This is a genomic window from Castellaniella hirudinis, assembly GCF_047468865.1.
Taxonomy (GTDB): domain Bacteria; phylum Pseudomonadota; class Gammaproteobacteria; order Burkholderiales; family Burkholderiaceae_B; genus Castellaniella; species Castellaniella hirudinis_A.
Genome location: NZ_JBLGTV010000009.1, coordinates 65,325 through 85,573, shown reverse-complemented (window position 1 = coordinate 85,573; position 20,249 = coordinate 65,325). Strand labels below are relative to the sequence as shown.

At 63.2% G+C, this 20,249-nt stretch carries 16 protein-coding genes; 4 read left to right on the top strand and 12 right to left on the bottom strand.

Annotated elements, in window-relative coordinates; genetic code table 11:
- The first annotated feature begins 4 nt into the window (after positions 1 to 4).
- Genes nagZ through ACMHYJ_RS11850 form a run of 4 tightly spaced genes read left to right on the top strand, consistent with a single transcriptional unit; the run spans position 5 to position 4,453 of the window.
- Positions 5 to 1,051 (top strand): beta-N-acetylhexosaminidase, encoded by a 1,047-nt coding sequence (gene nagZ, locus ACMHYJ_RS11865; RefSeq protein WP_414246382.1) that lies wholly within the window; start codon positions 5 to 7, stop codon positions 1,049 to 1,051.
- Entirely contained in the window at positions 1,014 to 2,837 is a 1,824-nt protein-coding gene (gene uvrC, locus ACMHYJ_RS11860; RefSeq protein ID WP_414246381.1) for an excinuclease ABC subunit UvrC, read from the top strand. Before nagZ ends, uvrC begins: the two co-directional genes overlap by 38 nt.
- A 27-nt stretch (positions 2,838 to 2,864) precedes the next feature.
- Positions 2,865 to 3,434 (top strand): CDP-diacylglycerol--glycerol-3-phosphate 3-phosphatidyltransferase, encoded by a 570-nt coding sequence (gene pgsA, locus ACMHYJ_RS11855; RefSeq protein WP_414246380.1) that lies wholly within the window; start codon positions 2,865 to 2,867, stop codon positions 3,432 to 3,434.
- A 20-nt stretch (positions 3,435 to 3,454) separates the two neighbouring features.
- Positions 3,455 to 4,453 carry a DUF4434 domain-containing protein gene (locus ACMHYJ_RS11850; RefSeq protein WP_414246379.1) on the top strand — a complete coding sequence of 333 codons (999 nt, stop codon included), beginning with the start codon at positions 3,455 to 3,457 and terminating at the stop codon, positions 4,451 to 4,453.
- On the opposite strand, the gene ACMHYJ_RS11845 is transcribed toward ACMHYJ_RS11850, so the two are convergent.
- The 12 genes from ACMHYJ_RS11845 to queF all read right to left on the bottom strand — a co-directional run bounded on the left by ACMHYJ_RS11845 (position 4,430) and on the right by queF (position 20,020).
- Positions 4,430 to 4,882 (bottom strand): VOC family protein, encoded by a 453-nt coding sequence (locus ACMHYJ_RS11845; RefSeq protein WP_414246378.1) that lies wholly within the window; start codon positions 4,880 to 4,882, stop codon positions 4,430 to 4,432. The genes ACMHYJ_RS11850 and ACMHYJ_RS11845 overlap by 24 nt on opposite strands.
- Positions 4,883 to 4,891: 9 nt before the next feature.
- Positions 4,892 to 6,484, bottom strand: coding sequence for an MBOAT family O-acyltransferase (locus tag ACMHYJ_RS11840; protein ID WP_414246377.1), 1,593 nt, complete (start codon positions 6,482 to 6,484; stop codon positions 4,892 to 4,894).
- Between the two features lie 36 nt (positions 6,485 to 6,520).
- Positions 6,521 to 6,772, bottom strand: a complete 252-nt coding sequence (locus tag ACMHYJ_RS11835) for an acyl carrier protein (protein ID WP_414246376.1) — start codon at positions 6,770 to 6,772, stop codon at positions 6,521 to 6,523.
- Entirely contained in the window at positions 6,769 to 8,676 is a 1,908-nt protein-coding gene (locus tag ACMHYJ_RS11830; RefSeq protein WP_414246375.1) for an HAD-IIIC family phosphatase, read from the bottom strand. The genes ACMHYJ_RS11835 and ACMHYJ_RS11830 overlap by 4 nt, the downstream gene beginning before the upstream one ends.
- A 33-nt stretch (positions 8,677 to 8,709) precedes the next feature.
- Complete coding sequence (locus ACMHYJ_RS11825; RefSeq protein WP_414246374.1) at positions 8,710 to 9,816, bottom strand: alginate O-acetyltransferase AlgX-related protein; 1,107 nt, start codon at positions 9,814 to 9,816, stop codon at positions 8,710 to 8,712.
- 18 nt (positions 9,817 to 9,834) lie between these two features.
- Complete coding sequence (locus ACMHYJ_RS11820) at positions 9,835 to 10,803, bottom strand: alginate O-acetyltransferase AlgX-related protein (protein ID WP_414246373.1); 969 nt, start codon at positions 10,801 to 10,803, stop codon at positions 9,835 to 9,837.
- Between the two features lie 30 nt (positions 10,804 to 10,833).
- Entirely contained in the window at positions 10,834 to 11,538 is a 705-nt protein-coding gene (locus tag ACMHYJ_RS11815; RefSeq protein WP_414246372.1) for a hypothetical protein, read from the bottom strand.
- A 19-nt stretch (positions 11,539 to 11,557) separates the two neighbouring features.
- On the bottom strand, positions 11,558 to 13,789 hold the full coding sequence (locus ACMHYJ_RS11810) for an NfrA family protein (RefSeq protein ID WP_414246371.1): 2,232 nt from the start codon (positions 13,787 to 13,789) through the stop codon (positions 11,558 to 11,560).
- Positions 13,786 to 15,444: a glycosyl transferase family protein gene (locus ACMHYJ_RS11805; protein WP_414246370.1), complete on the bottom strand. Its 1,659-nt coding sequence runs from the start codon at positions 15,442 to 15,444 to the stop codon at positions 13,786 to 13,788. The genes ACMHYJ_RS11810 and ACMHYJ_RS11805 overlap by 4 nt, the downstream gene beginning before the upstream one ends.
- Before the next feature lie 16 nt (positions 15,445 to 15,460).
- Positions 15,461 to 17,617: a hypothetical protein gene (locus ACMHYJ_RS11800; protein WP_414246369.1), complete on the bottom strand. Its 2,157-nt coding sequence runs from the start codon at positions 17,615 to 17,617 to the stop codon at positions 15,461 to 15,463.
- Between the two features lie 98 nt (positions 17,618 to 17,715).
- Positions 17,716 to 18,861: a non-hydrolyzing UDP-N-acetylglucosamine 2-epimerase gene (gene wecB, locus ACMHYJ_RS11795; protein WP_414246368.1), complete on the bottom strand. Its 1,146-nt coding sequence runs from the start codon at positions 18,859 to 18,861 to the stop codon at positions 17,716 to 17,718.
- Between the two features lie 328 nt (positions 18,862 to 19,189).
- The gene (gene queF, locus ACMHYJ_RS11790) at positions 19,190 to 20,020 is read right to left on the bottom strand and encodes an NADPH-dependent 7-cyano-7-deazaguanine reductase QueF (protein ID WP_414246367.1); all 831 of its coding nucleotides are present in this window, start codon (positions 20,018 to 20,020) and stop codon (positions 19,190 to 19,192) included.
- Positions 20,021 to 20,249 lie beyond the last annotated feature (229 nt).

Sequence of the window (20,249 nt, the reverse complement as noted above, 5' to 3'; positions counted from 1 at the left end):
CGATATGCCAGATTTTCTACCGCCCGGCCCCGTCATGGTGGACGTCGATGGCCTGGAACTGACCGAGCCTGAACGCCGGCGCCTGCGCCACCCCCAGGTGGGCGGCGTGATCCTGTTTGCCCGCAATTTCGCCGATCGCGGCCAGTTGGCCGCGTTGTGCGCCGCCATCCATGCGGCGCGCGACGAACCCCTGCTGATCGCGGTGGATCATGAAGGCGGGCGTGTGCAACGCTTTCGCACCGATGGCTTCACCCCCTTGCCCGCCATGCGCGACCTGGGACACTGGTACGACCGCGACCCCCAGGCCGCCTTGCATGGGGCGACGGAAACCGGCTTTGTGCTGGCATCCGAACTGCGCGCCTGCGGGGTGGATTTCAGCTTCACCCCGGTGCTGGATCTGGACTACGGCGTCAGTCAGGTGATCGGCAATCGCGCTTTTCACGCCGATCCGGCCGTGGTGGCGCTGCTGGCGCGCGCCCTGGTGCAGGGCCTGGCGCAGGCGGGCATGGCAGCCTGCGCCAAGCATTTCCCCGGGCATGGGGCGGTGGCGGCGGATTCCCACCACGCCATCCCGGTGGACGACCGTTCGCTGGACGAGATTCTGGCCGCGGATGCCGCGCCCTATGGCTGGCTGGGCGATCTGGTGGTGCCCGCCGTGATGCCCGCCCACGTCATCTATCCCCAGGTCGATCCGGCGCCGGCGGGTTTTTCGCGCCGCTGGGTCACCGGCGTGCTGCGCGAACAACTGGCCTACGACGGGGTGGTGTTCTCCGACGACCTGACCATGGAAGGGGCCAGCGTGGCGGGCGACATACGGGCCCGCGCCCGGGCGGCCCTCGCCGCCGGCTGCGACATGGTGCTGGTGTGCAACCGCCCCGACCTGGCCGATGAATTGCTGGCCGGCCTGGCGGGCCGCGCCATCGACCCCCAGGCGGTGCGTCGCATCCGCCGCCTGATGCCCCGCCTGCCCGCCCCGGCCTGGGCGGGCCTGTTGTCCGACCCCAGGTATTTGCGTGCCCGACGCCTTCGATCTGAAAACCTTCCTGGCTGATCTGCCGCACCTGCCCGGGGTGTACCGGCACCTGGATGCCGAGGGCGCCGTGCTGTACGTGGGCAAGGCGCGCGATCTCAAACGCCGGGTCAGCTCGTATTTCCAGAAAACCGGCCATGGCCCGCGCATCGCGCATATGCTGGCCCGCGTGGCGCGCACCGAAGTCACCATCACGCGCACCGAAGCCGAAGCCCTGATCCTGGAAAACAACCTGATCAAGCGCCTGAAGCCGCGCTACAACATCCTGTTCCGGGACGACAAATCCTACCCTTACTTGCACATCACCGATCACGAGGCCCCGCGCATCGTGTATTACCGGGGCAGCACCCAGGGCAAGGGGCATTTTTTCGGACCCTATCCCAATTCGTGGGCGGTGCGCGAAACCATCAACATCCTGCAAAAAGTCTTCAAGCTGCGCACCTGTGAAGACAGTGTGTACGCCCATCGCACGCGCCCCTGTCTGCTGTATCAGATCGGTCGTTGTTCCGCCCCCTGTGTGGGCAAGATTTCCCTGGAAGCCTACCGGGCGGACGTGGATCGCGCCATCCGTTTCCTGGAAGGGCGCACCACGGAGGTCATGGCGGACATCGAAAAACGCATGATGGCCGCCGCCGATGCGCAGGACTTTGAGCAGGCCGCCGTGCTGCGCGACCAGATGCGGGCCCTGGCCAAGGTGCTGCAGCAGCAGACCATGGAGCAAGTGGGCGACGACAGCGTCGACGTGATTGCAATCGAGTCCTCGGGCGGACGGGTGTGCGTCAATCTGGCCATGGTGCGCGCAGGCCGCCACTTGGGCGACAAGCCGCTGTTTCCCACCCAGATCCAGGACGAATCCGCCGAAGACGTGCTGGCCGCATTCCTGGCGCAGCACTATGCGGACAACCCCGCGCCGCCCGTGCTGGTGTGCAGCCACGCGGTGCCCGACCCCGATCTGGTCACCATGCTGGCCCAGCAGCATGGCCATAAAATCCGCGTCCTGACGCGTCCCCAGGGCGCGCGCCGCGCCTGGCTGGAGCAGGCCCAGCGCAATGCGCGCCTGGCCCTGGCCCAGCGCCTGACCGAATCCAGCGCCCGCGAGGCCCGCACCCGCGCGCTGGCGGTGGAACTGGACTTGGACACGGACGACGACGCCTTGGCCGCTTTGCACATCGAATGCTTCGATATCAGCCACACGGCGGGCGAAGCCACCCAGGCGTCCTGTGTGGTGTACCGGAACCATGCCATGCAGCATGCGCTGTACCGGCGCTTCAACATCGCCGGCATTCAGCCCGGCGACGACTACGCCGCCATGCGCCAGGCGCTGACCCGGCGCTACACCCGCGTGGCCGACGGCGAGGCGGCCATGCCCGATATCGTGCTGATCGACGGCGGCGAAGGCCAGGTGGGCGTGGCCCGCCAGGTGTTTGAAGAACTTGGCCTGGATGTCAGCCGCATCGTCGGGGTCAAGAAGGGCGACCACCGCAAGGTGGGCCTGGAAACCCTGGTCTTCGTGGATGGCCGGCCTTCGGTGGCGCTGGGGGTCGAGTCCGCCGCCTTGATGCTGGTGGCCGAAGTGCGCGACGAGGCCCACCGCTTTGCCATCACCGGCATGCGCGCGCGCCGCGCCAAGGCGCGCAATGTCTCGCGTCTGGAAGACATCGAGGGGGTGGGCCAGCACCGCCGCCGCAATCTGCTGGCGCGCTTTGGCGGCTTCACCGGCGTGGTCGACGCCAGCATCGACGAACTGGCCAGCGTGGATGGCATTTCGCGCCAGCTGGCCGAGCGCATTTATCACGCGCTGCGTTAGACCAGATCGGGTAGTATTACACCTATTATGCCGTTCAATATCCCGATCGCCCTGACATGGCTGCGCATCGCCATGATCCCCTTGCTGGTGTGCCTGTACTATCTGCCGGACGCCTGGACGGCCTCCGGCTGGCGCGATTGCGCGGCGGCCATTGCCTTCATCATCGCCGCCGTCACCGACTGGTTCGACGGCTACCTAGCCCGCCGCTGGAATCAGACCTCGGCCTTCGGCGCCTTCCTGGATCCGGTGGCCGACAAACTGATGGTCGTGGCCGCCTTGCTGATCCTGCTGAACCTGGGGCGGGTGGATATGCTGATCGCCCTGGTCATCATCGGGCGCGAGCTCACGATCTCGGCGTTGCGCGAATGGATGGCGAAAATCGGGGCTTCCAGCAGCGTGGCCGTGCATCGCCTGGGCAAGTTCAAGACCGCCGCCCAGATGATCGCCATTCCCTGCTTGCTGTACTGGCAGCCGATTCAAGGGCTGCCCATCCGCTGGGTGGGCGCTGTCCTGATCGTGGTGGCCGCCATCCTGACCGTCTGGTCCATGTGCTATTACCTGAAAAAAGCCTGGCCCGAAATCCGCAGCCGATCCTAGCGTCAGGGCCGCTCCATCTCATGGCAAGACGTCCTGCAAGCCCGGTGCGTCGCCAATTGCTGATTGCCGCCCTGATGGCCGGCGGCGGTCTGGTTGGGGGCTGCGCGGCGGGTGCTTCGTGGGCCGCCACTTTTTTTCAGCCCTGGAAGGCGCACCTGCGGATGCGGAGCGAAGACTGGCGCAAGATTGTCGTGGATATCCGGCAGCTTGGGTTTCGGCAAATCTATATCCAGTGGCTGGGATGGACGCATGGCGCGGATGATTGGGTTTTATCGGATCAAACCGTGCAAGACCTGCTGGATATGGCACAGCAGCTGGGGATGACGCTGGTCATCGGCTTGCCGCACGACGATCGCTGGCAAAAGCTGCTGGGCAGCGACAGTCTGCCGGACATCCTTCGGTTTTGCGCACAGACAGTGGCGGATGCCGGCGCACTGACCCAGCGGGTGGCCTGGGCCGGTCACCCTGCTTTCGGGGGGTGGTACATCCCTTACGAAATCGAGCAATATAGCTGGGACAGTGGGCGGAAAGTACGGCTGCTGGCCGATTGGCTGAAGGCTTTGGCAGCCGTTCTGTGGCGAAACAGCCGCATGATGCCGTCTATTTCCACCTATTGCAGCCAATTGGAGACTTCGCAGACGCTGGCCGCCGTCTGGGATGGCATTTTTCAGGGCGGTGCCCAGGTTCGTCCATTGATCCAGGATGGGGCGGGTGTCTACGGCCAGCCCGATCTGGACGAACTGGATCGGCTGCGGCTATTGCTGCAATCGCGGAAGGTCGAATTCGATCTGATCGTCGAGCTATTCCAGCAGCAGCGGCCCGCCAGTCTGGACGCCGGCGACTTCAGCGCGGTTACCGCCCCGCCGGACAGAATCCGGCAACAGATATGCCGCTTCGAGGCATCTGGCGCTCGCCGGATGATTGCCTTTGCCGCTTATCCCTGGCTGACCGACGAGACAGAAGCGGCCAGGACGCTGCGCGCCCACTGGAAGGCATTACGTTGTTCGTATGCCGTCTGACGGCGATTCGATGATTTCAATGAGGTTGCCATTCGGCAGCAGCAGGAATACGATGCGGCGGCCGCCGAATGCGATGGCGGGCGCCGGGTCGGCTGTCCTGCGGGCGCCGGTGGATTCCAGCGCAGTCAGGGCGGCGTCGAACCGCGGGGTGGTGAACGCCTGGTGGTACATCTTGGTTCGCCGCTTGAGAAAGCCGTCCACTGGAGAGTTTTCTCCGGCGGCGGCCAGAAGTTCCAGACGGGGGCCTGGACCTGTCAGGAATCGCCCTGTGATGTTCTGGATGGGATCTGTGAATTCCGGGGATTCCTGGCTATAACCCAGTTGTTCCCAGACCAGTTGCTCGCGGTCGAGGTTTTTGCAGGCAATCCCGATGTGGTGAAAAGCGCACTCAAGGCTTTGCAGGGATGTCTCGGCAGGCATGCTTGTCATAGGGGCTCGCTAAAACTGAAAATACAGGAACCGCGCGGTGGTATGCAGGTTGAACGCGGCATAGATCAGGATGGTCAGGGTCGGCAGCAGCCACGCGGCCGAAGGCCGCCAGCGCAGCCAGCGCGCGGCGCCGGGGATTTCGCCTTCCAGGGCGGGCGAATAAGCCCCCAGCAGTTGTACGGAGTTTGGCGCGAACCAGACGATCAGCAGCAACGTGGCGATCACGAAACCCTGGGCCCATCGTTCCAGCAGCAAATGCACCAAATCCAGGTTGCTCCAGCCTGCGGCGGGGTGCAGCATGAGCTGAATCGGATGCAGCAGCGGCGCCCATGGCTCTATCCCGTTGAGGCCCATCATGCCCTGAACCAGGGCCCAGGCATCGCCAGCGCTGTCGGCGCGAAAGAATAACAGGGCCACGACCGCGCATAAGAAAGTCAGCCCCACATAGGCTGCGCGCGACCAGCCGGCCGCCGCCGTGGCGCGCTTGGGGCCGAACTGGCGCCAGGCGTGGTTCACGCACAGGTAGAATCCATGCAGCAGGCCGAAAATCAGAAACTGCAGCCCGGCCCCGTGCCATACGCCAGCCAGGCCCATCGTGAACAAGGTGGGAAACAGAACCATCTCGGAGAAGCCCCTGGGCGTCTTGAGGCCCTTCTTGCCGACGGCAAGCCCTTTGCCGGCGCGCGCCCTGGTGACTGCCATGGCCACCGGGTTGTAAATGTAGGCGGTCAGGTAGCGGGTCAACGTCATGTGGAATCTCGTCCAGAACTCGATGATGCCGGTGGACTTGTAGGGCGAATTGAAATTAAGCGGAAAACGGATGCCGAACATTTTCCCCAGGCCCATGGCCATGTCGGAATACCCGGAAAAATCGAAATACAACTGCAGCGCATAGGCCAGGGCAACCCCCCAGGCGGCCAGGAACTGCAAATTGGCGGGGGCGTCGAAGCCGGCCTCGGCCCAGGGCGCGACGTTGTCCGCGATCAGGACTTTCTTGGCCAGTCCGATGACGAACAGGGTCATGCCGACGGAGATGTTTTCCGGGTTGAACCGGTAGATCCTGGCGTCCGCGAATTGCGGCATCATCTCTTTGTGGTGCAGGATCGGGCCGGCAATCAGGTGAGGAAAAAATGTGACGAACAGGACGTAGCTGACGAAGCTTTTCTCCCGGACGACGCCGGCCCGGCAGTCCAGCAGGAAACCCAGCTGGGTAAATGTGAAAAACGAAATGCCGAGGGGCAGGATGATGCTGTGCGCGCCGTGAGTGACCAGGCCGTATCCCGACAGGACGGAGAGCACCGCCATCATGTACTTGTAGTAGAACAACACGCCCAGGTTGACGACGACCCCTGTCACCAGGATGGCCAGCTGCCGCCGGGGATGGTCTTCCGTCGCCAATATCAGCCGCCCGATGCCGTAATTGAACAAGATCGACAACAGCAGCAGCAGGACGAAGGCCGGGTTCCACCAGCCGTAGAAAATCAATGAGGCGATGCAAAGCCATGCCGCTGCCCAGGATGGCCGGATATGCCCGGCCAAATAATACCCGCCCAGCGAGATGGGCAGGAAAAGCAGCAGGAATGGCAGTGAGTTAAAAAGCATGCCGGGGTGCCCGGTGCGTTCGACCAACCGGCATGATCATCCCTTGGCAAGCAGTTGCTTCTTGATCAGGGCGATCAATTCGCCGACGTTGCGCAGCCCTTCGACCTCCGAGGTGCGAAAACGCACGCCAAAGCGCATTTCCGCGGCCACGATCAGATTGACGTTGGCCAGGGAGTCCCATGAATCGTAGTCCGCGGCGCTGCTGTTCTCGGTGATGCGGATGTCATCGTCGTCCAGCACGTCGCGGAAAATATCGTTCAGTGCGGCAAGAATTTCTTGGTCGTTCATGTTGACTCCTTGATGGTCATCGGCACGGGGCCGTCGTTGAATTTTTCCAGGGGCAGGCACCATTGCGTGGCCGTGCCGTCGGTTTCCCGGATGCGGTCGAAGCCCAGGTCTTTGTAGTGGCTGGCAACCATGCCGTTTTTGGCGGTGGGCAGATATTCGCCAATCAGGTATTTCATGCCGGCGGCCCGGGCCAGCTGGATCAGCACGCGCAGCGTCGCGCGTTCTACCTGACGGCCCAGTACCCGGCAACTCATCAGCCAGGTGTCGATGCGCCAGGCGTCCGGCAGATCGGCGTGCGTGCGATCGGGCAGCGCCATGACGACAGCGATGATGCCGTTGTCGCCGAAACGGTCGACCAGGCGCAGACTCAGCAAGGCCCCCTGGCCGGCCCGCATCATCGAGTCGATGTCTTCCTCCGTATGGCGGCGGGTCGTCAGGTTGAACTGATTGGACTTGTGGATCAGCTGGACGATTCTCGGCAGATTGGTCGGATTGAAACGGCTCCATTCGAGCACCATGTCCAGGCTGTTCAGGTAGGCGCCCAGGTCGGTCTGGCTTTCAAGCAGCGCGGCGCGCTGCAGGTTGGCCTGGTATTGGACTGCGCGCTGGAGATCCTCCTGGGTCAAGGTCACGCTTTCGAAATAGCCCGACCGGGCCACGGTGTCGACATAAAAAGAAGGGTCTTCCGGCAGTTCGGGCACGCGAACCATGGGCAGCGCCTGCCGAACCAGGTTGCGTTCAAATGGGTTGTCATCGACGAACACCAGAGAATCCACGCCGATGTTCAGTGTTTTGGCGATATGCCGCAGATTTGTGGCTTTGTCCTGCCAGTTGGCGACGAAGCAGGCGATGTCTTCCAATCGCAACAGCATGTCGGGATGGGACTTGAACGGCTGCACGGCATTGGTCATGTCGTTTTTGGAACACACGGCCAGAATGACGCCTCTGCGCGACAGCGCCTGGACGTAGCGTTGAAAAGCCAGGTAAGCCTCGCCTTCGGCCGACCCTTGTCCCAGCACGATGCCCGCCAGCCCGTCATCCCCGATGACGCCGCCCCACAGGGTGTTGTCCAGATCCAGCACCAGGCACTTGGCACTGCCGCCACGCCGCGCCCTGATCAGGCGGGCAGCGTGCTCTCCGTAGCAAGGGCCCGCCAGGGGGGTGACATATTGTTTGGCCCGATGCCATAGGCGGATGTCGTGCCAGGCCGCCAGGCCGTCGCGTTCGGCCAGCATGTCCAGCGCAAGCACATCGACGCCGTGCGTGGGCGCGGATTCCCGGATCAGCCGGTTCAAGCGTTTGACAAGCCATAAAGCCGAATTGCTCATCAGGTGTTCGTTGTTCCCCATCAGGGGCGCCGGCGTCGGTAGAAAAGCCTGCTGGATCACTTGAGCGCCGAATTGTTCATGGGCTTTTTGCCAGAGCATGCGCAAGGTGTCCAGGGCCTCTTGCAGCCGGTCATCGGCCGCCTGGGGGGTGAGGGCGGTGGTGTCGTCGCCCAGCAGATGGAAGTGATCCAAGGCGCAAATCACGGCGTCGGGCCTGAACTGGTGCAGACCCGATGTCGCGTCCAGCGTTTCCTGGACGTATTGGCCATAGGCCGGCGTGTAGAACTCAGGCCAGAACCCATTGCGCACGGCGCCAACGCGCAGGCCCGGGATCAGGTGTTCCAGCGTGGCGCTTCCCAACAGCGCGATCTTGATGGCGGGCGGGGAATCGTCAGGGGCCCGGTGCGAAAACGCGGCGGACAGTTTCTTGTCGAAGCGCGCAATCTGGATGAAATCCAGGTCTTCATTGGCCAGGCGGATCAGGTCGGCCCACGCCGGCGGCTGACGCGTGAAGACGGCGTTCAGATCCCGGCTCCAGGTGCCGGATTTTGGCAACCAATCAAATTTCAGCATCATCGGTTCGGCTTGTCATACGGATGTTCTTGGAAATCATGGATTTGCAAGGGCGGTTTTTTCGTCCTCGGTCAGGGGCGCGTACAGGGACATTTCCGACATTTCCCAGATGACCAGTTCCAGGCTTTCTGGCCACTCCGCCTGGTCTTTCAGGGCAGCGGCCAGGGCATCGGCGAATTTCCCGCCATCGCGGCTCAGGTTCCAGATCGGCTGGCCCAGGTCGCGGCTGAGTTGTTCCGCGAAATTGCTGCGCCGTGAATTCGAGCTGCCGGCCAGCAGGATGCGGATCGGTGGGTCGTCCGCCAGCAGGCCGCCGCCGGCATCCGCGAGGGCAAAGGTTTCCGGGGTGTACCAGTCGGGCGCGGGCCGCCAGCCATCGGGGGCGTCGGCCAGGCCCGCGAGCGTCAATAAATCGCCCACGCGGGGTTCGGGATGCGGCGCCTGCGTGATCCGATAGGCGGTATCGCCCTGGCCGCCCGCCAGCGGTCGGGCCTGGGCCGCCACCGCCCGGGCCGCTCGGGCGGCGCCGGCCTGCGTCATGTGGACGTCCGTCCTGTAGTAGCTGTCGGCGGGTTCCGTGCCCAGGACATCGGTCAGCGGCGCGTAGGGAATGCCTTGCGCCATGACGGCCTGGCTCCAAAGGGGCAGGATGGCCTCGGTGCCGGGCGGGCGGTGAAGCCCGCACAATTGCCGGTGCAGAATCCGTGACTTGTCGGGTACGGCGACCACCAAGAGACCGATCCCTGCCGCGCGCAGGCGTTCCGCCAGCGATTGCATGAGCCGGATACGCTGCGCCAGGGCTTGCCGCGGATCGCCCAGCGGCGAACGCAGCCCGTCGGTGTAGAACAGCCAGCCCGGGCAGCCCTGTTGCACCTGCGGCCCCAACTGGCCGAGAACGCGATAGCGCCATGCGGCATCCCAAGTCTGGAATGTGTCGTAGCCGGGCAGCCGCAGCCGGTCATCCAGCTGTTTTTCCGCCGTGCCATCAAGCCAGGCAGCGGCCCCTTGGGCAAGCAGCCGTTGACCAGACACCTGGTAGACGCCGTAGACGAAGCCACACAGGATCAGGAGCAGGAAGCACAGGGAAACCCGCCTGTGCGCGGCCTGTTGCCCCGATGGCGCGGGATTCGGCGGGGTCGTCATGGCATCGGACATGCGGCGTTATTGCCGCAGGGCGTTCTTGACCCGGTCGCGCCATGCGGCGGGCGACATCAGAGAACTGGCGTCCCATTGCCCGCTGGCATCGGGGCCGTACAGCATCTGTGTTTCATTCAACTGCCAGACGATGACCTGGGGCGGCGCCTGCTTGAACTCGGGCGATTCCAGGTATTCCAGGAACACGGCCCAGGGCCCGAAGTTTCCGTATTTCCAGGTCAGGCCCACGGGACGATCCAGATCGGCGGACAGGGCTTGGGTAAATCCGAGATAAGGCTGCGCGAAGCTGTTGCCGATGACGTGAACCGGCGCTTGCTGGGTATCGAGCAAGCCGTTCGGTTGCGTGCCGGCCGTGCGGACGACGTATATCTGCGGCCCCACTTTTTTACGTTGATCCGCAGTCATCAACTGGGCAAAATCGGAGAAACGGCGTTCTTTGGTCCAGGCACCCAGTGTCTGGCCCGACCCGGCATTGCCTTGGAGGGTCCATTTTCCCAGGATGACTTTGGCTGTTTCGGCGGCTGCCGCCTCGGCGCTCCAGGCGGTCCAGTGCGAGTCTTTTTGCAGAAAGGCGGTTTGTCCGTCCTGCTGGACTTGTTGCAGCGGGGGCATGAGATCGGGCGCCGACAAACCTGCTGCGCCGAGGTTGCCGATGATTTTCGTGTAGCGGTCTTTCACGCCTGCCGCGATGGCGGTTCCGGCGGGCAGTTTGTCTTCGTGGAACCGGGCTTTCATGGGCGCCACCAGAATCACCAGGCCAATGTCCTTGGCCTGCAGGGCGTCGGCGGCCGATTTCATCAGGTTCACCGACTGGCTGATTTCGTTTTGACCCGCCTCCGTCATATTGTCGTGACCGTAGAATAGCCATGAATCCTGGCCGACCAGGACTGCCTGGGCATACGCCGACGGCGCGGCCGCGAGACCTGCGGAAAGGGCCGCCAAGGATAACCATTTCTTGAGTTGGTGAATCATCATTGTGCTAATCCTGTAGGGAAAAGAGCTGCATTACTGGCCGGACGGCATCACTTGGTTCAGGGCGCCGGCGAGGATGGGCGAGTGGGAGTCGCCCAGCAAGAATAGGCTGAAGTGGTCGCCGCCCTTTAATTCCGGCAGGATGAAAACGGGGGATTGTTCCGCCCCGCAGGCACCTGTCAGGCCCGTGCGGATGGGGTTGATGGCCCGTGCCTGTCTGCCTTGAAAAGCAACGTCGGTAAAGACCGCTTGCCCGCTTTCCAGCGAGATTTCGGCAGTGCATCCGGGGATGAGGTTGTAGATGGCCAGTTCGGCCTTCAAGCCGTCCGCGGCGACGCCTTTATCCACGATGGCTTGGGCCCGCAGGCCGTTTTCTCCGTCCGCCAGGACAAGCAGGGACACAAAGCCTGCGCCGGGTGGGGCCGGGTCGACGGAGAGGGCCTGCTGATTGGCGGTCAGGGAATAGGGCTGGTCGCCAGGGATCGGGTAGTATGCGGAAACCAGGGGTTCCCGGTCGGGGGGCAGTTGGATGTCCGCCTGTCCGGCCATCGAGATATCGAGGGCGTGGCGCGTGGCATTGACGACGCGGACATAGACCGATCCGGCGGGGGGCAAGGCATAGAGCCGCGCCATGTCGTCCGCCGGCGCCGCCTGGGTAAAGCCGGCGCCTGTGACCAGCAGCGCACAGGCGGCTGTCAGCGACGCTTTCAGCGCGTGGGTATGGATGCGGTGAATCATGTCGTTTTTCATGCAAACCTCAGTAGGCAAAATAGATGCCGGCGAATATGCCTTCCGACCGATCCCCGCCCAGAAGCTTGAATCGGTACTGTACGGTGAAATCCACAAACGAGCGTGGCGCGTGGTGGGTGTCTTCCCTGAACCATTGTCGGATCATCATGCCCGGCCCGGCCCCGACGGTGAGCCGGTCGGCCAGCAGATCGTCGTAGCCCGCATTGGCGGCAAGATAGGGGGTGACGACCAGATTCCCGGACAGTCCGTCCATCCGGTACGCCCGGCCATACCGGGCTTCCAGTGTGCCCAGCGTCTGGGGGTTTTCGACGAAATAATCGCCTTCGGCGTAGATGGACCAATAAGGCCAGTGCGCCTCGTCCACCCGCAGGCCGCCGCCTGTGCCTGCGGACCAGGCCGCCCGCAGCAAGGTGTCGGATCGGCTGTAGGTTCCCACCGGGAACAGGCGTTCGACGGCAAACACGAAATTCTCTCGCTTGAATGGCTTCCAGCGGGCGCCCACGGTGCCTTGCGAGGTGGACCATCCGGTCGCGCCGCCCGTCCCGTCGTACAGGGCCTGGTTCAGGCGGGCATAGACTTCGAATGTGCTGCCGTCGCGGTTGCCGATCACGGGGGGGCGCCAGTATATTTCCTCTGATGACTGCAGGGTTTTGCGGTCGTTGAGCGAGGGTGCGAAACTTGGATCCATCACGCCGACCGTGCCGTAGCCCAGGGCCAGGTTGACCCCCCAGCTGCGGTCGAGATCCGACACCGCCTGTCTGATGTTGAACTGCTGCTGGGGTGCCAGCTCGATTTCGCCCGTCTGCGCCGCGTCGATGGTTTGCATGAACCAATGCTTGGCTTGCTCGTTCTCGGACAGTCTCAGGGCGCTGTATGCCGCGCCCAGCAGGCTTTCCGGCGGGACTTGATCTGCGGCGATGGCTTGGTATAGGTCGCGTGCCCGGGATGTGTGCCCGGCGAGACCGAGGGCATTGCTTTCCAGCAGGCGGTAGGCGATGTTGTCGGGTTCGGCCTGGCTGGCTTCGTGGGCGGCCTGCACCGCTTCCTGGTAGTGCTGCAGGGCCAGTGCGGCATAGGCGCGGGATGCGGCTTCGTAGCCTGGCCCGCCACCGGCGGCGGTAAAACCCGCAGGCAGCAGGCCGCACAGGACGTCCCCACCGTTTTCCGTGCAAAACACGCCCGGCACCCGACCGGCGGCCGGGCCGTTGCGATTGCGCAAAGTATCCGCCGCGATTTTCTTGATGGTCGAGGTTTCCTGCGGGGTCAGCCAGTCCGCCGCAGTGGCGCGATCCAGGGCGGTGCGCGCTTCGGCCGCGCGTCCCAACTGCATCAGGGTGAACCCTTGCAGCGCAAGCGACATCGCGTTTTCGTCGTCCTGGTTGAGCGCATGATCGGCGGCATCCAACGCGGCCGTGAAGTTGCCTTCTTTGAGCAGAGCGCCGATCAGCAGGTAGGAATAGCTTTGGATATCCGGCGCTTCCTGGACGGCGGCACGGGCGTTGCGCGCCGCCAGGGGGTAGTTGCCGTCCTGGTAGGCTTGCCAGGCTTGGCGCGCGGGCTCGGGGGCCAGCAAGCGGTGCATCCGGTCTCGCAAGGCCCTGAGCGCCTGGTCTTCCGGGGCCAGACGGATGGCGGCATCCGCGGCGGCGGCGGCTTCCTTTGCCTTGCCCTGGCGCTCCAGCGCGTAGACCAGCAGGCCTTGCAGGCCGGGGTTTCCCGGTTTCAGGCGCAGGGATTGCCGGGCGCGGCTTTCCGCCACGTCGTATTGGCCTGCCTCGTAGGCTTTGTAGGCGGCGGCACCCGTTTGGTAAGCGGGCGAGGACATGGTTCCGGCTGTTTTTTGCGCCTGTGGCGCCCGGGCCGGATTGAGGAGTGCTTCGAGATTCTTTTTGGCGGCCAGAAGACCGTCGGTGCGATGTCCCCGGGCCAGGGCGTCGTTCGTGACATCCAGGGCCGCTTTGATTTTTCCGGCGTTTTGCAGGCCGTACACTTGCAGCAGCCAGATTTGCGCATTGTCCGGTTGCAGTTGGAGGGATCGGTGCGCCAGATCGGCTGCCTGTTGAAAGGCCTTTCGATCGTAGGCTTTGAAGGCTTGATCCGCCAGCGACCAGGCTTCGTCTTTCGCCGCGGCGGGATCCGGCGCTGCGGGCGCGGCGGTTTGAGCCCGCGCGGGGGAAGGCGTCTGGATCGCCGCCAGGCATGCCAGCGCTGCCAGGAAGCCGATAAAGGCCCGCTTCATGTTTCGGCTCCTGCTTGCTGGAAACGGACGGCTTCATCCAGCGTATCGTGGTCCAGCCAGCCCTTTTCCGTGAGGATTTCGCCCAGTCGGCGGCCTTCCCGGGCCTGGATGTCCAGGGCCTGGTTCAGCTTTTCACTGTCGATGGCCTGCCAGGACACCAGCAGATCGCCCAACAGCTGGCGCTGGGCGATCAGTTGGTCGGTAGAGGGGAAATCGTGCATGGTCTTGTCCCAGGCCAATCGCTTGCCGGTGATCAGGTGCCCGATATATAGGCGCCAGGCGCGTGCCGCCGCCATGGCGTTGACGAAATTCCCGACGATCAACCGGGGGATGGACAGCATGGCGTGCTCCCAGCCGTAAATGGCGTGGACGAAATAGCAGCGTTGAGCCATGCGCAGCAGCAAGACAATGGCGTTGGCCACCATGACGGGCACCAGCCAGCCGTTGGTAGAAAACATGGAAGGGTAGTACAGCGTCCAGGAGCCGGTTTCAAACAGGGTGAAAAACACCAGAAAATGGGCGAACAGCACATAGGCCAGCATGGTCACGAACGAGGTGAACAGCGCTTTGCGGTCTCGGTACAGCAGATACTTGACGCCCAGAGAGCCTTTCCAGCCGACCTGTTCCCATCCTTGGAATCCGATGCCCAGCAGCCAGCGCGCTTTCTGGCGATAGGCGGTGCGAAACGTATTGGGGAAATACTCGCGTACCCCCAGCGGCATGGACAGGGCTTTCGTGCGATCCAGATTGGGGTGGAACATCGAGCTGCGTTTGACCACATAGTCCACAGGAAACAGGGCGAAAATCTGTTTCATGTTCATTTTTCCCAGCCGAGCGCCAATGTCGTAGTCTTCTGTCAGGGTGTCGGAATTGAATGGTTGGTTGTTGGTCTGGGCAGCCAGCTCGGTGATGGCCCGGTGTGAAAAACAGGTGCCCACCCCCGCGGAGGGGACTTCACTGGCCAGGCTTTCGCGCACGACCAGATCCTTGGCGTGGGATTCGGCGAATTCGTCCATGTAGGTGCCCGCCACCATTTCATACCATTTGCGTTCCAGCGAGGTGACCGGCAATTGGATGAAATCCATGCGCGGCAGCAGGTAGTTGTAGTATTTCAGTTCCAGCGGGTGCAGGACATCTTCGCTGTCGTGCAGGATAAGGCCGGCGTATGGGCGGCCATTCTTTTTTTCATGGGCAAAAATCGCCTGCACCACCCAGTTCAGGCAGTCCGCCTTGCAAGTGGGGCCGTCGTGCGGCACTTCCACCCGCACCAGGTGCCGGTATCGCACCCGCATCCGTTCAACTTCGCGGATGGTTCGGGCGTCGTTGCGGTAGGTGCCGACGAAGATGCGGTATTCCTTGTAGTCCAGGGTGGACACCATGTTTTCCAGCATGGCGGCAATGACGTCGAATTCTTGCCAGGCGGGCACCATGATGGCCAGCGGCTGTTCAGGGTGGGCGCAGATCTGCTCGGTTGTCAGGGGCGCGTATTTACGCCGGACAGTGAAGTGGCGGTATATCCTGCGCGCCCAGTACCAGAGGTCGATGAATAAGTCGTCCAGACCCGACAGCAGGATGAGCACCCCGACGATCGCAGTGGCGATTTCGACACCGTGATAGTAGTCGGCGACCAGATAGGGCCAGTACAGTGACGTCATGGCGTCATCCGTCTGTCTATTCGGATCGCCGCTTGCCGCGCGCCCGATGCGCCATCAGCATGGTCAGCAGGATCAGGAACAGAATGAACGCCCCGACCGGAATGCCCCATGACAGATAGTTGCGCCATTCGAAGAAGGGGCTGCCTTCCGCGCCCGGCGGCAAGCTGGCCGATGGGTTGCTGCTGTCGATCCAGACTGCGGGGCCCGTGTTGCCGATCACGACCAGATCACCTCGGTTCAGGACGAAGGGCGGCTGGGCCGAATCGGCCTGCGTGCCCAGTGCATGCCAAAGTATCCCGGTGTGTTTCCCGGCTTTGGCGACTTCGGCGGCGCTGAGATTGTCCAGGCCGACCACGTCCAGCCAGGCGGTGGGCTTGCCGTTGATTTGCAGATGATCCTGATCCACCGTGATGCGGGGGGTTGCGCCGACGATGGAGACTTCCATCGACAGGAAGGGGCGTTCGGGCGCGATGGCCTCGCCGTCTTTCGCCACGATCAGACGGGTATTCCAGGGAGACAGCGCACTGGCGCTGGCCAGGCGGATGACGTGCGCCAGTGTGGCGGCGGCGTGCCGCAGGTATGTCTCGGGGATGATCAGGTCGGGGGCGTCGGCCATCTTGGGCAGGACGCCCGTAAAGGTGGTGTCATCACCGCCTTGCTTCAGGATGACGTGGCTGGTGGGCAGGACGTCCACCGGGAATCCTTGGGGAACCTCGTTGCAATCTACGGACACGGGCTGGCGCTGGAAAGAAACCCGCACTGAATTATTGACGCCCAGGACATACTCGGGCACTTGGGCAAGCAGGCGCTCCGGGTGGCCGGTCGCCTGCAGGCGTTGTGCGGATAGCAGGATGCCGTTCCAGAACACAGAGGCCACAGGCCGGGTCGAGGATGCGCCGGGGGCGGCCGAAACGTCGATGCGCAATTGGCTCGGGATGCGGCCATTGGCCACGACGGCGCCCAGCGGAAAGTTGGCGAACCAGTCTCCTTGGGCCACGACGTTGAAGCTGGCCGAGTCGCCGCCCAGGTTGCCCAATGGGATGCTGTGGCGGTCGTCGTTCATGGGGGCGCGCGCCAGGATGGCGTTCAGCCCGACGGTTTTCAACAAGCCCTTCCAGGCGGTATCGAACAAGCCCGCCGCTTGAGCGCCCGCGTCGGATTTCACAGCGATCACGCTGGTTGATCCCAGCAAAGCCACAGTGACGTTGCGGTTGGCCGCCTGGGCGGAGAAGGGCGGTTGCACGCGCTGTTTCATCCAGGCCCGGTATTGGGCAAGCGCGGCGGGATCCGCCTGCAACTGGGCTTCCAGCGCCGAGAGCATGGCCTGGATGCGATCCATGAATGCCGGGCTGATCAGTGTGACGTCGCCCACCACGGCGCGCGCCTGCAGAACCAGCAGCGCGGCAAGTTGCGCGTCGTCCTCGATGGTCAGGGTGCCGGATTGGCGCAGGGCATCGAAGGCCGGGATGCCCGCCAATGCCGGCGGCACGGGGACGTCTTCGACCTGTATCGGCGAACCGGTTCCGGGCAGGGTTTGCACCGTCACCTGGCGGCCGCTGCGTTCCAGGGCTGCGCCCAGGCGCCAAGCGCTGTCGTAGGCCGCCCGATCCAGCTGTCGCTCGGGTAGGGTCAGGATGACGTCATGCGGCAGGGTGTTCCAGGCGGATTCCAGCGATGGCGGGGTGTGCAGGTCGTAGCGGTAACGCAATTGCGTATCCGTTGCGATCGTCAGTGCATTGGTTCGGGCGCTATCGGCCTCGCAGACCTGCAAATCGGAGGTGAAGCTCCAATCGATGCCCAGGCGCACGAAACCGTTGCCGTGAGGGCCGGCCGGCACGGGCAGGCGGTTTTCCAGTTGACCGCTGTCATTGTCGATCCGCAGCCCTTGCATCGGCTGTCCATTCACCAGCATCGCCAGGCTGATCGTGCGCGCGGTGCCCTTCAGATAGGCCCCTTGAAAATCAATGTAGGCGTCCGACAGCTTGACTGTTCGCGGCACGGGGAAGAAGAATTCCTGGTGCGCAGCGTTGCTGCTGAGGGTGATCGGCTCAAGCAAGCCGACGTCTTGCAGCGTGATGGCGCGGTCGATCCAGATGTTTTCCCGGATCGCTTCCAGGGCCTCGCCGGCCGGGCTGGCCTGAACGGAGCCGGCTACCAGAATGGCGCAAGCCATGAGTGCGCCAGCGGCCAGGCGCTGTTGGAGGGGGACAAAAAGGCGTGAAAATGCGTGCATGGCTTTCCCATCAAAAAGTGGATGTGACAGTCATTGAGTCAGTCGTGTTTGGGCGGCTGGAATGTATTGACGGGTTCGCCAATGAGTGCGGAGACAATGCGGGCGCTGGCCATGCCGTCGCCATACGGGTTGATGCGGCGGCAGAAACTGGCATGGTGCGGCGCGTCGTCCAGCAGGCGGTTGACTTCGGACTGGATGCGCGCCGGGTCGGTGCCCACCAGGACGACCGTCCCGGCGCGCACGGCTTCCGGGCGCTCGGTGACTTCACGCATGACGAGCACCGGCTTGCCCAGGTAAGGCGCTTCTTCTTGGACGCCGCCGGAATCGGTCAGGATGATGTAGGCTTGTTGCATGAACCAGACAAAATCCAGATAGGACAGCGGGTCGATGAGTCGTATGGCGGGCCGCCCGTCCAGACGCGCCATGACCGTGTCGCGCACCTTGGGATTGAGATGGACAGGGTAGACGATTTGCACGTCCTGGCGGGCCGCCAGCGCCGTCAGCGCCGCGCAGATGCCGTCGAAGCCCTGGCCGAAATTTTCTCGGCGATGACCAGTCACCAGAATCAGCCGCTTGCCCGGCGCAAGCCAGGGATACTTGGCGCGCAGCGCCAGATCCCGCTCCGATCCCGGGGCCAGGGTGCCGCTGGTCCAGGCCAGGGCGTCGATGACGGTATTGCCGGTCACCAGCACCTGTCCGGGCGTGTTTTCCCGGGCCAGGTTGGCGGCGGACTGCGCCGTGGGGGCAAACAGCCATTGGCTGATGCCGTCGATGACCCGCCGATTCATTTCTTCGGGAAAAGGTTGGTTCAGATCGCCGGTGCGCAGGCCCGCCTCGACGTGCCCGACAGCGATGCGGCGGTGAAAGCTGGCCATGGCGGCGGCGCATGCCGTGGTGGTGTCGCCGTGCACCAGCACCAGATCGGGGGATTCGGCCGTCAAGACAGCGTCCAGGCGCTCCAGGGTGCGCCCGAACAGTCCGTTCAGGGTCTGGTTGGGGAGCATGACTTGCAAGTCGTGATCGGCCCGCAAACCGAACAGGGTGGTGACCTGATCCAGCATTTCCCGGTGCTGGCCAGTGATGCAGACGATGCTGTTCAGTGCTGGTGCACGTTCGATGGCTTGCACCAGCGGGGCCATTTTGATGGCTTCGGGGCGTGTGCCGAATATGGAAAGAACCTTCATGAAAGGGTCTGGCCTTTGGACTGGGTGTGTACACCCGAGCACAGATCGGAGCTACCAGCTTCTGGCTGGTATTCTTGAAGCATAAACCTGTACTTTCAATGCTTTCTTGTTCAGGACGTGTTCAGAACATATTCAGAACGGTTCGTATTGTATCGGCATGTATTTGGAATGCAAGGTCTTGACAGATGCCTGTCTGTATGCCTTTGGGCTGGGGCCTGCACCGCGGTTCCGATGCGCGGCCTTCGTATGCCGGCGCGGGGGTGTGTCGTGACATGGGCCGGGCCTTCACGTCCGAAGGACGGGATGCGAGTGTTGCCGGCCATGTTTTCTACTGCCGCAGCGTGCGCGTCTGCCCGATGTCCTTGGGTTGGAAATTGGCCCGCCAGGGGTTGATGTCGAGCCCGCCCCGGCGGGTGTAGCGCGCATACACCAGCAGTTCTTCGGGCTTGCAGCGCGCCATGATTTCCCCGTAGATTTTTTCCACGCAGAGTTCGTGGAATTCGCCGTGCTGGCGCAGCGACACGATAAAGCGCAGCAACCCGGCGCGGTCGAGACGCGGCCCGGCGTATTGGATTTGCAGGCTGGCCCAATCGGGCTGGCCGGTGACGGGACAGTTGGATTTCAGCAGTTCGGTGACCAGGGTTTCGCGCACGAACGGGGCGGGCTGCGACAGCGCCAGGGTGTCCGGCGCGGGGGCCGCCGCCGGGGCGAAGTCGATGTCCTGGTCGTCGATGCACGTGCCGCGCAGCGGGGCGCAACTGAGTTCAAAAGCCGGCCGCACCGACAGGATTTCCACGTGCACCGGCTTGCCGCAGGCGCGGCTGAGATCGGTATGCAGGCGCTGTTGCACGATTTCAGGGTATTCGAAGCGATCTTCGTTGAAGCTGTTCAGGTATAGCTTGAAGGACTTGGATTCGATCAGGTGCGGGCTGGCCGCCGAAAACGTGAACCGTCCCATGGCCACCACCGGACGGCCCCTGGCGTTCAGCCATGAGAGCTCGTAGGCGTTCCAGATGTCCGCCCCGTGGGGGGCCTGGGGCAGGTGCAGGCCCGCGCGGGTCTCGCTGCGGGCGATGGGAAACAGCAGGGCGGGGTCGTAGTGCGCCGATCCCTGGGTGGCGCGCCCCAGCGGGCTGTGTTCGAGAGCGGAGGTTTCCATGATGTCGACGGATGGGTTGAAGAATGCCACGGGCTTGCGGCCTGCATTGTACCGTTGCCTTGGGGGATATTTCATATGATGAAAGTATGGTTTTAAGATATGAAATGGAAATGCTGCAATGCGTTCAAGTTTGTTTCATGATCGGGAAATTAATTTCATAGCATGAAATTAATAATATAATCAATTGATATAAAAGAATAAAATTTATTGTCTTATATAAGACATGGTT

What these genes read in the sequence shown, in the direction of transcription:
- ACMHYJ_RS11820 (WP_414246373.1), bottom strand. Translation starts at nt 10,803, where the DNA reads ATGATGATTCACCAACTCAAGAAATGGTTATCCTTGGCGGCCCTTTCC.
- ACMHYJ_RS11800 (WP_414246369.1), bottom strand. Translation starts at nt 17,617, where the DNA reads ATGGCTTGCGCCATTCTGGTAGCCGGCTCCGTTCAGGCCAGCCCGGCC.
- ACMHYJ_RS11835 (WP_414246376.1), bottom strand. Translation starts at nt 6,772, where the DNA reads ATGAACGACCAAGAAATTCTTGCCGCACTGAACGATATTTTCCGCGAC.
- pgsA (WP_414246380.1), top strand. Translation starts at nt 2,865, where the DNA reads ATGCCGTTCAATATCCCGATCGCCCTGACATGGCTGCGCATCGCCATG.
- ACMHYJ_RS11815 (WP_414246372.1), bottom strand. Translation starts at nt 11,538, where the DNA reads ATGATTCACCGCATCCATACCCACGCGCTGAAAGCGTCGCTGACAGCC.
- ACMHYJ_RS11825 (WP_414246374.1), bottom strand. Translation starts at nt 9,816, where the DNA reads ATGACGACCCCGCCGAATCCCGCGCCATCGGGGCAACAGGCCGCGCAC.
- queF (WP_414246367.1), bottom strand. Translation starts at nt 20,020, where the DNA reads ATGGAAACCTCCGCTCTCGAACACAGCCCGCTGGGGCGCGCCACCCAG.
- ACMHYJ_RS11845 (WP_414246378.1), bottom strand. Translation starts at nt 4,882, where the DNA reads ATGACAAGCATGCCTGCCGAGACATCCCTGCAAAGCCTTGAGTGCGCT.
- nagZ (WP_414246382.1), top strand. Translation starts at nt 5, where the DNA reads ATGCCAGATTTTCTACCGCCCGGCCCCGTCATGGTGGACGTCGATGGC.
- wecB (WP_414246368.1), bottom strand. Translation starts at nt 18,861, where the DNA reads ATGAAGGTTCTTTCCATATTCGGCACACGCCCCGAAGCCATCAAAATG.
- ACMHYJ_RS11810 (WP_414246371.1), bottom strand. Translation starts at nt 13,789, where the DNA reads ATGAAGCGGGCCTTTATCGGCTTCCTGGCAGCGCTGGCATGCCTGGCG.
- ACMHYJ_RS11850 (WP_414246379.1), top strand. Translation starts at nt 3,455, where the DNA reads ATGGCAAGACGTCCTGCAAGCCCGGTGCGTCGCCAATTGCTGATTGCC.
- ACMHYJ_RS11805 (WP_414246370.1), bottom strand. Translation starts at nt 15,444, where the DNA reads ATGACGTCACTGTACTGGCCCTATCTGGTCGCCGACTACTATCACGGT.
- ACMHYJ_RS11830 (WP_414246375.1), bottom strand. Translation starts at nt 8,676, where the DNA reads ATGATGCTGAAATTTGATTGGTTGCCAAAATCCGGCACCTGGAGCCGG.
- ACMHYJ_RS11840 (WP_414246377.1), bottom strand. Translation starts at nt 6,484, where the DNA reads ATGCTTTTTAACTCACTGCCATTCCTGCTGCTTTTCCTGCCCATCTCG.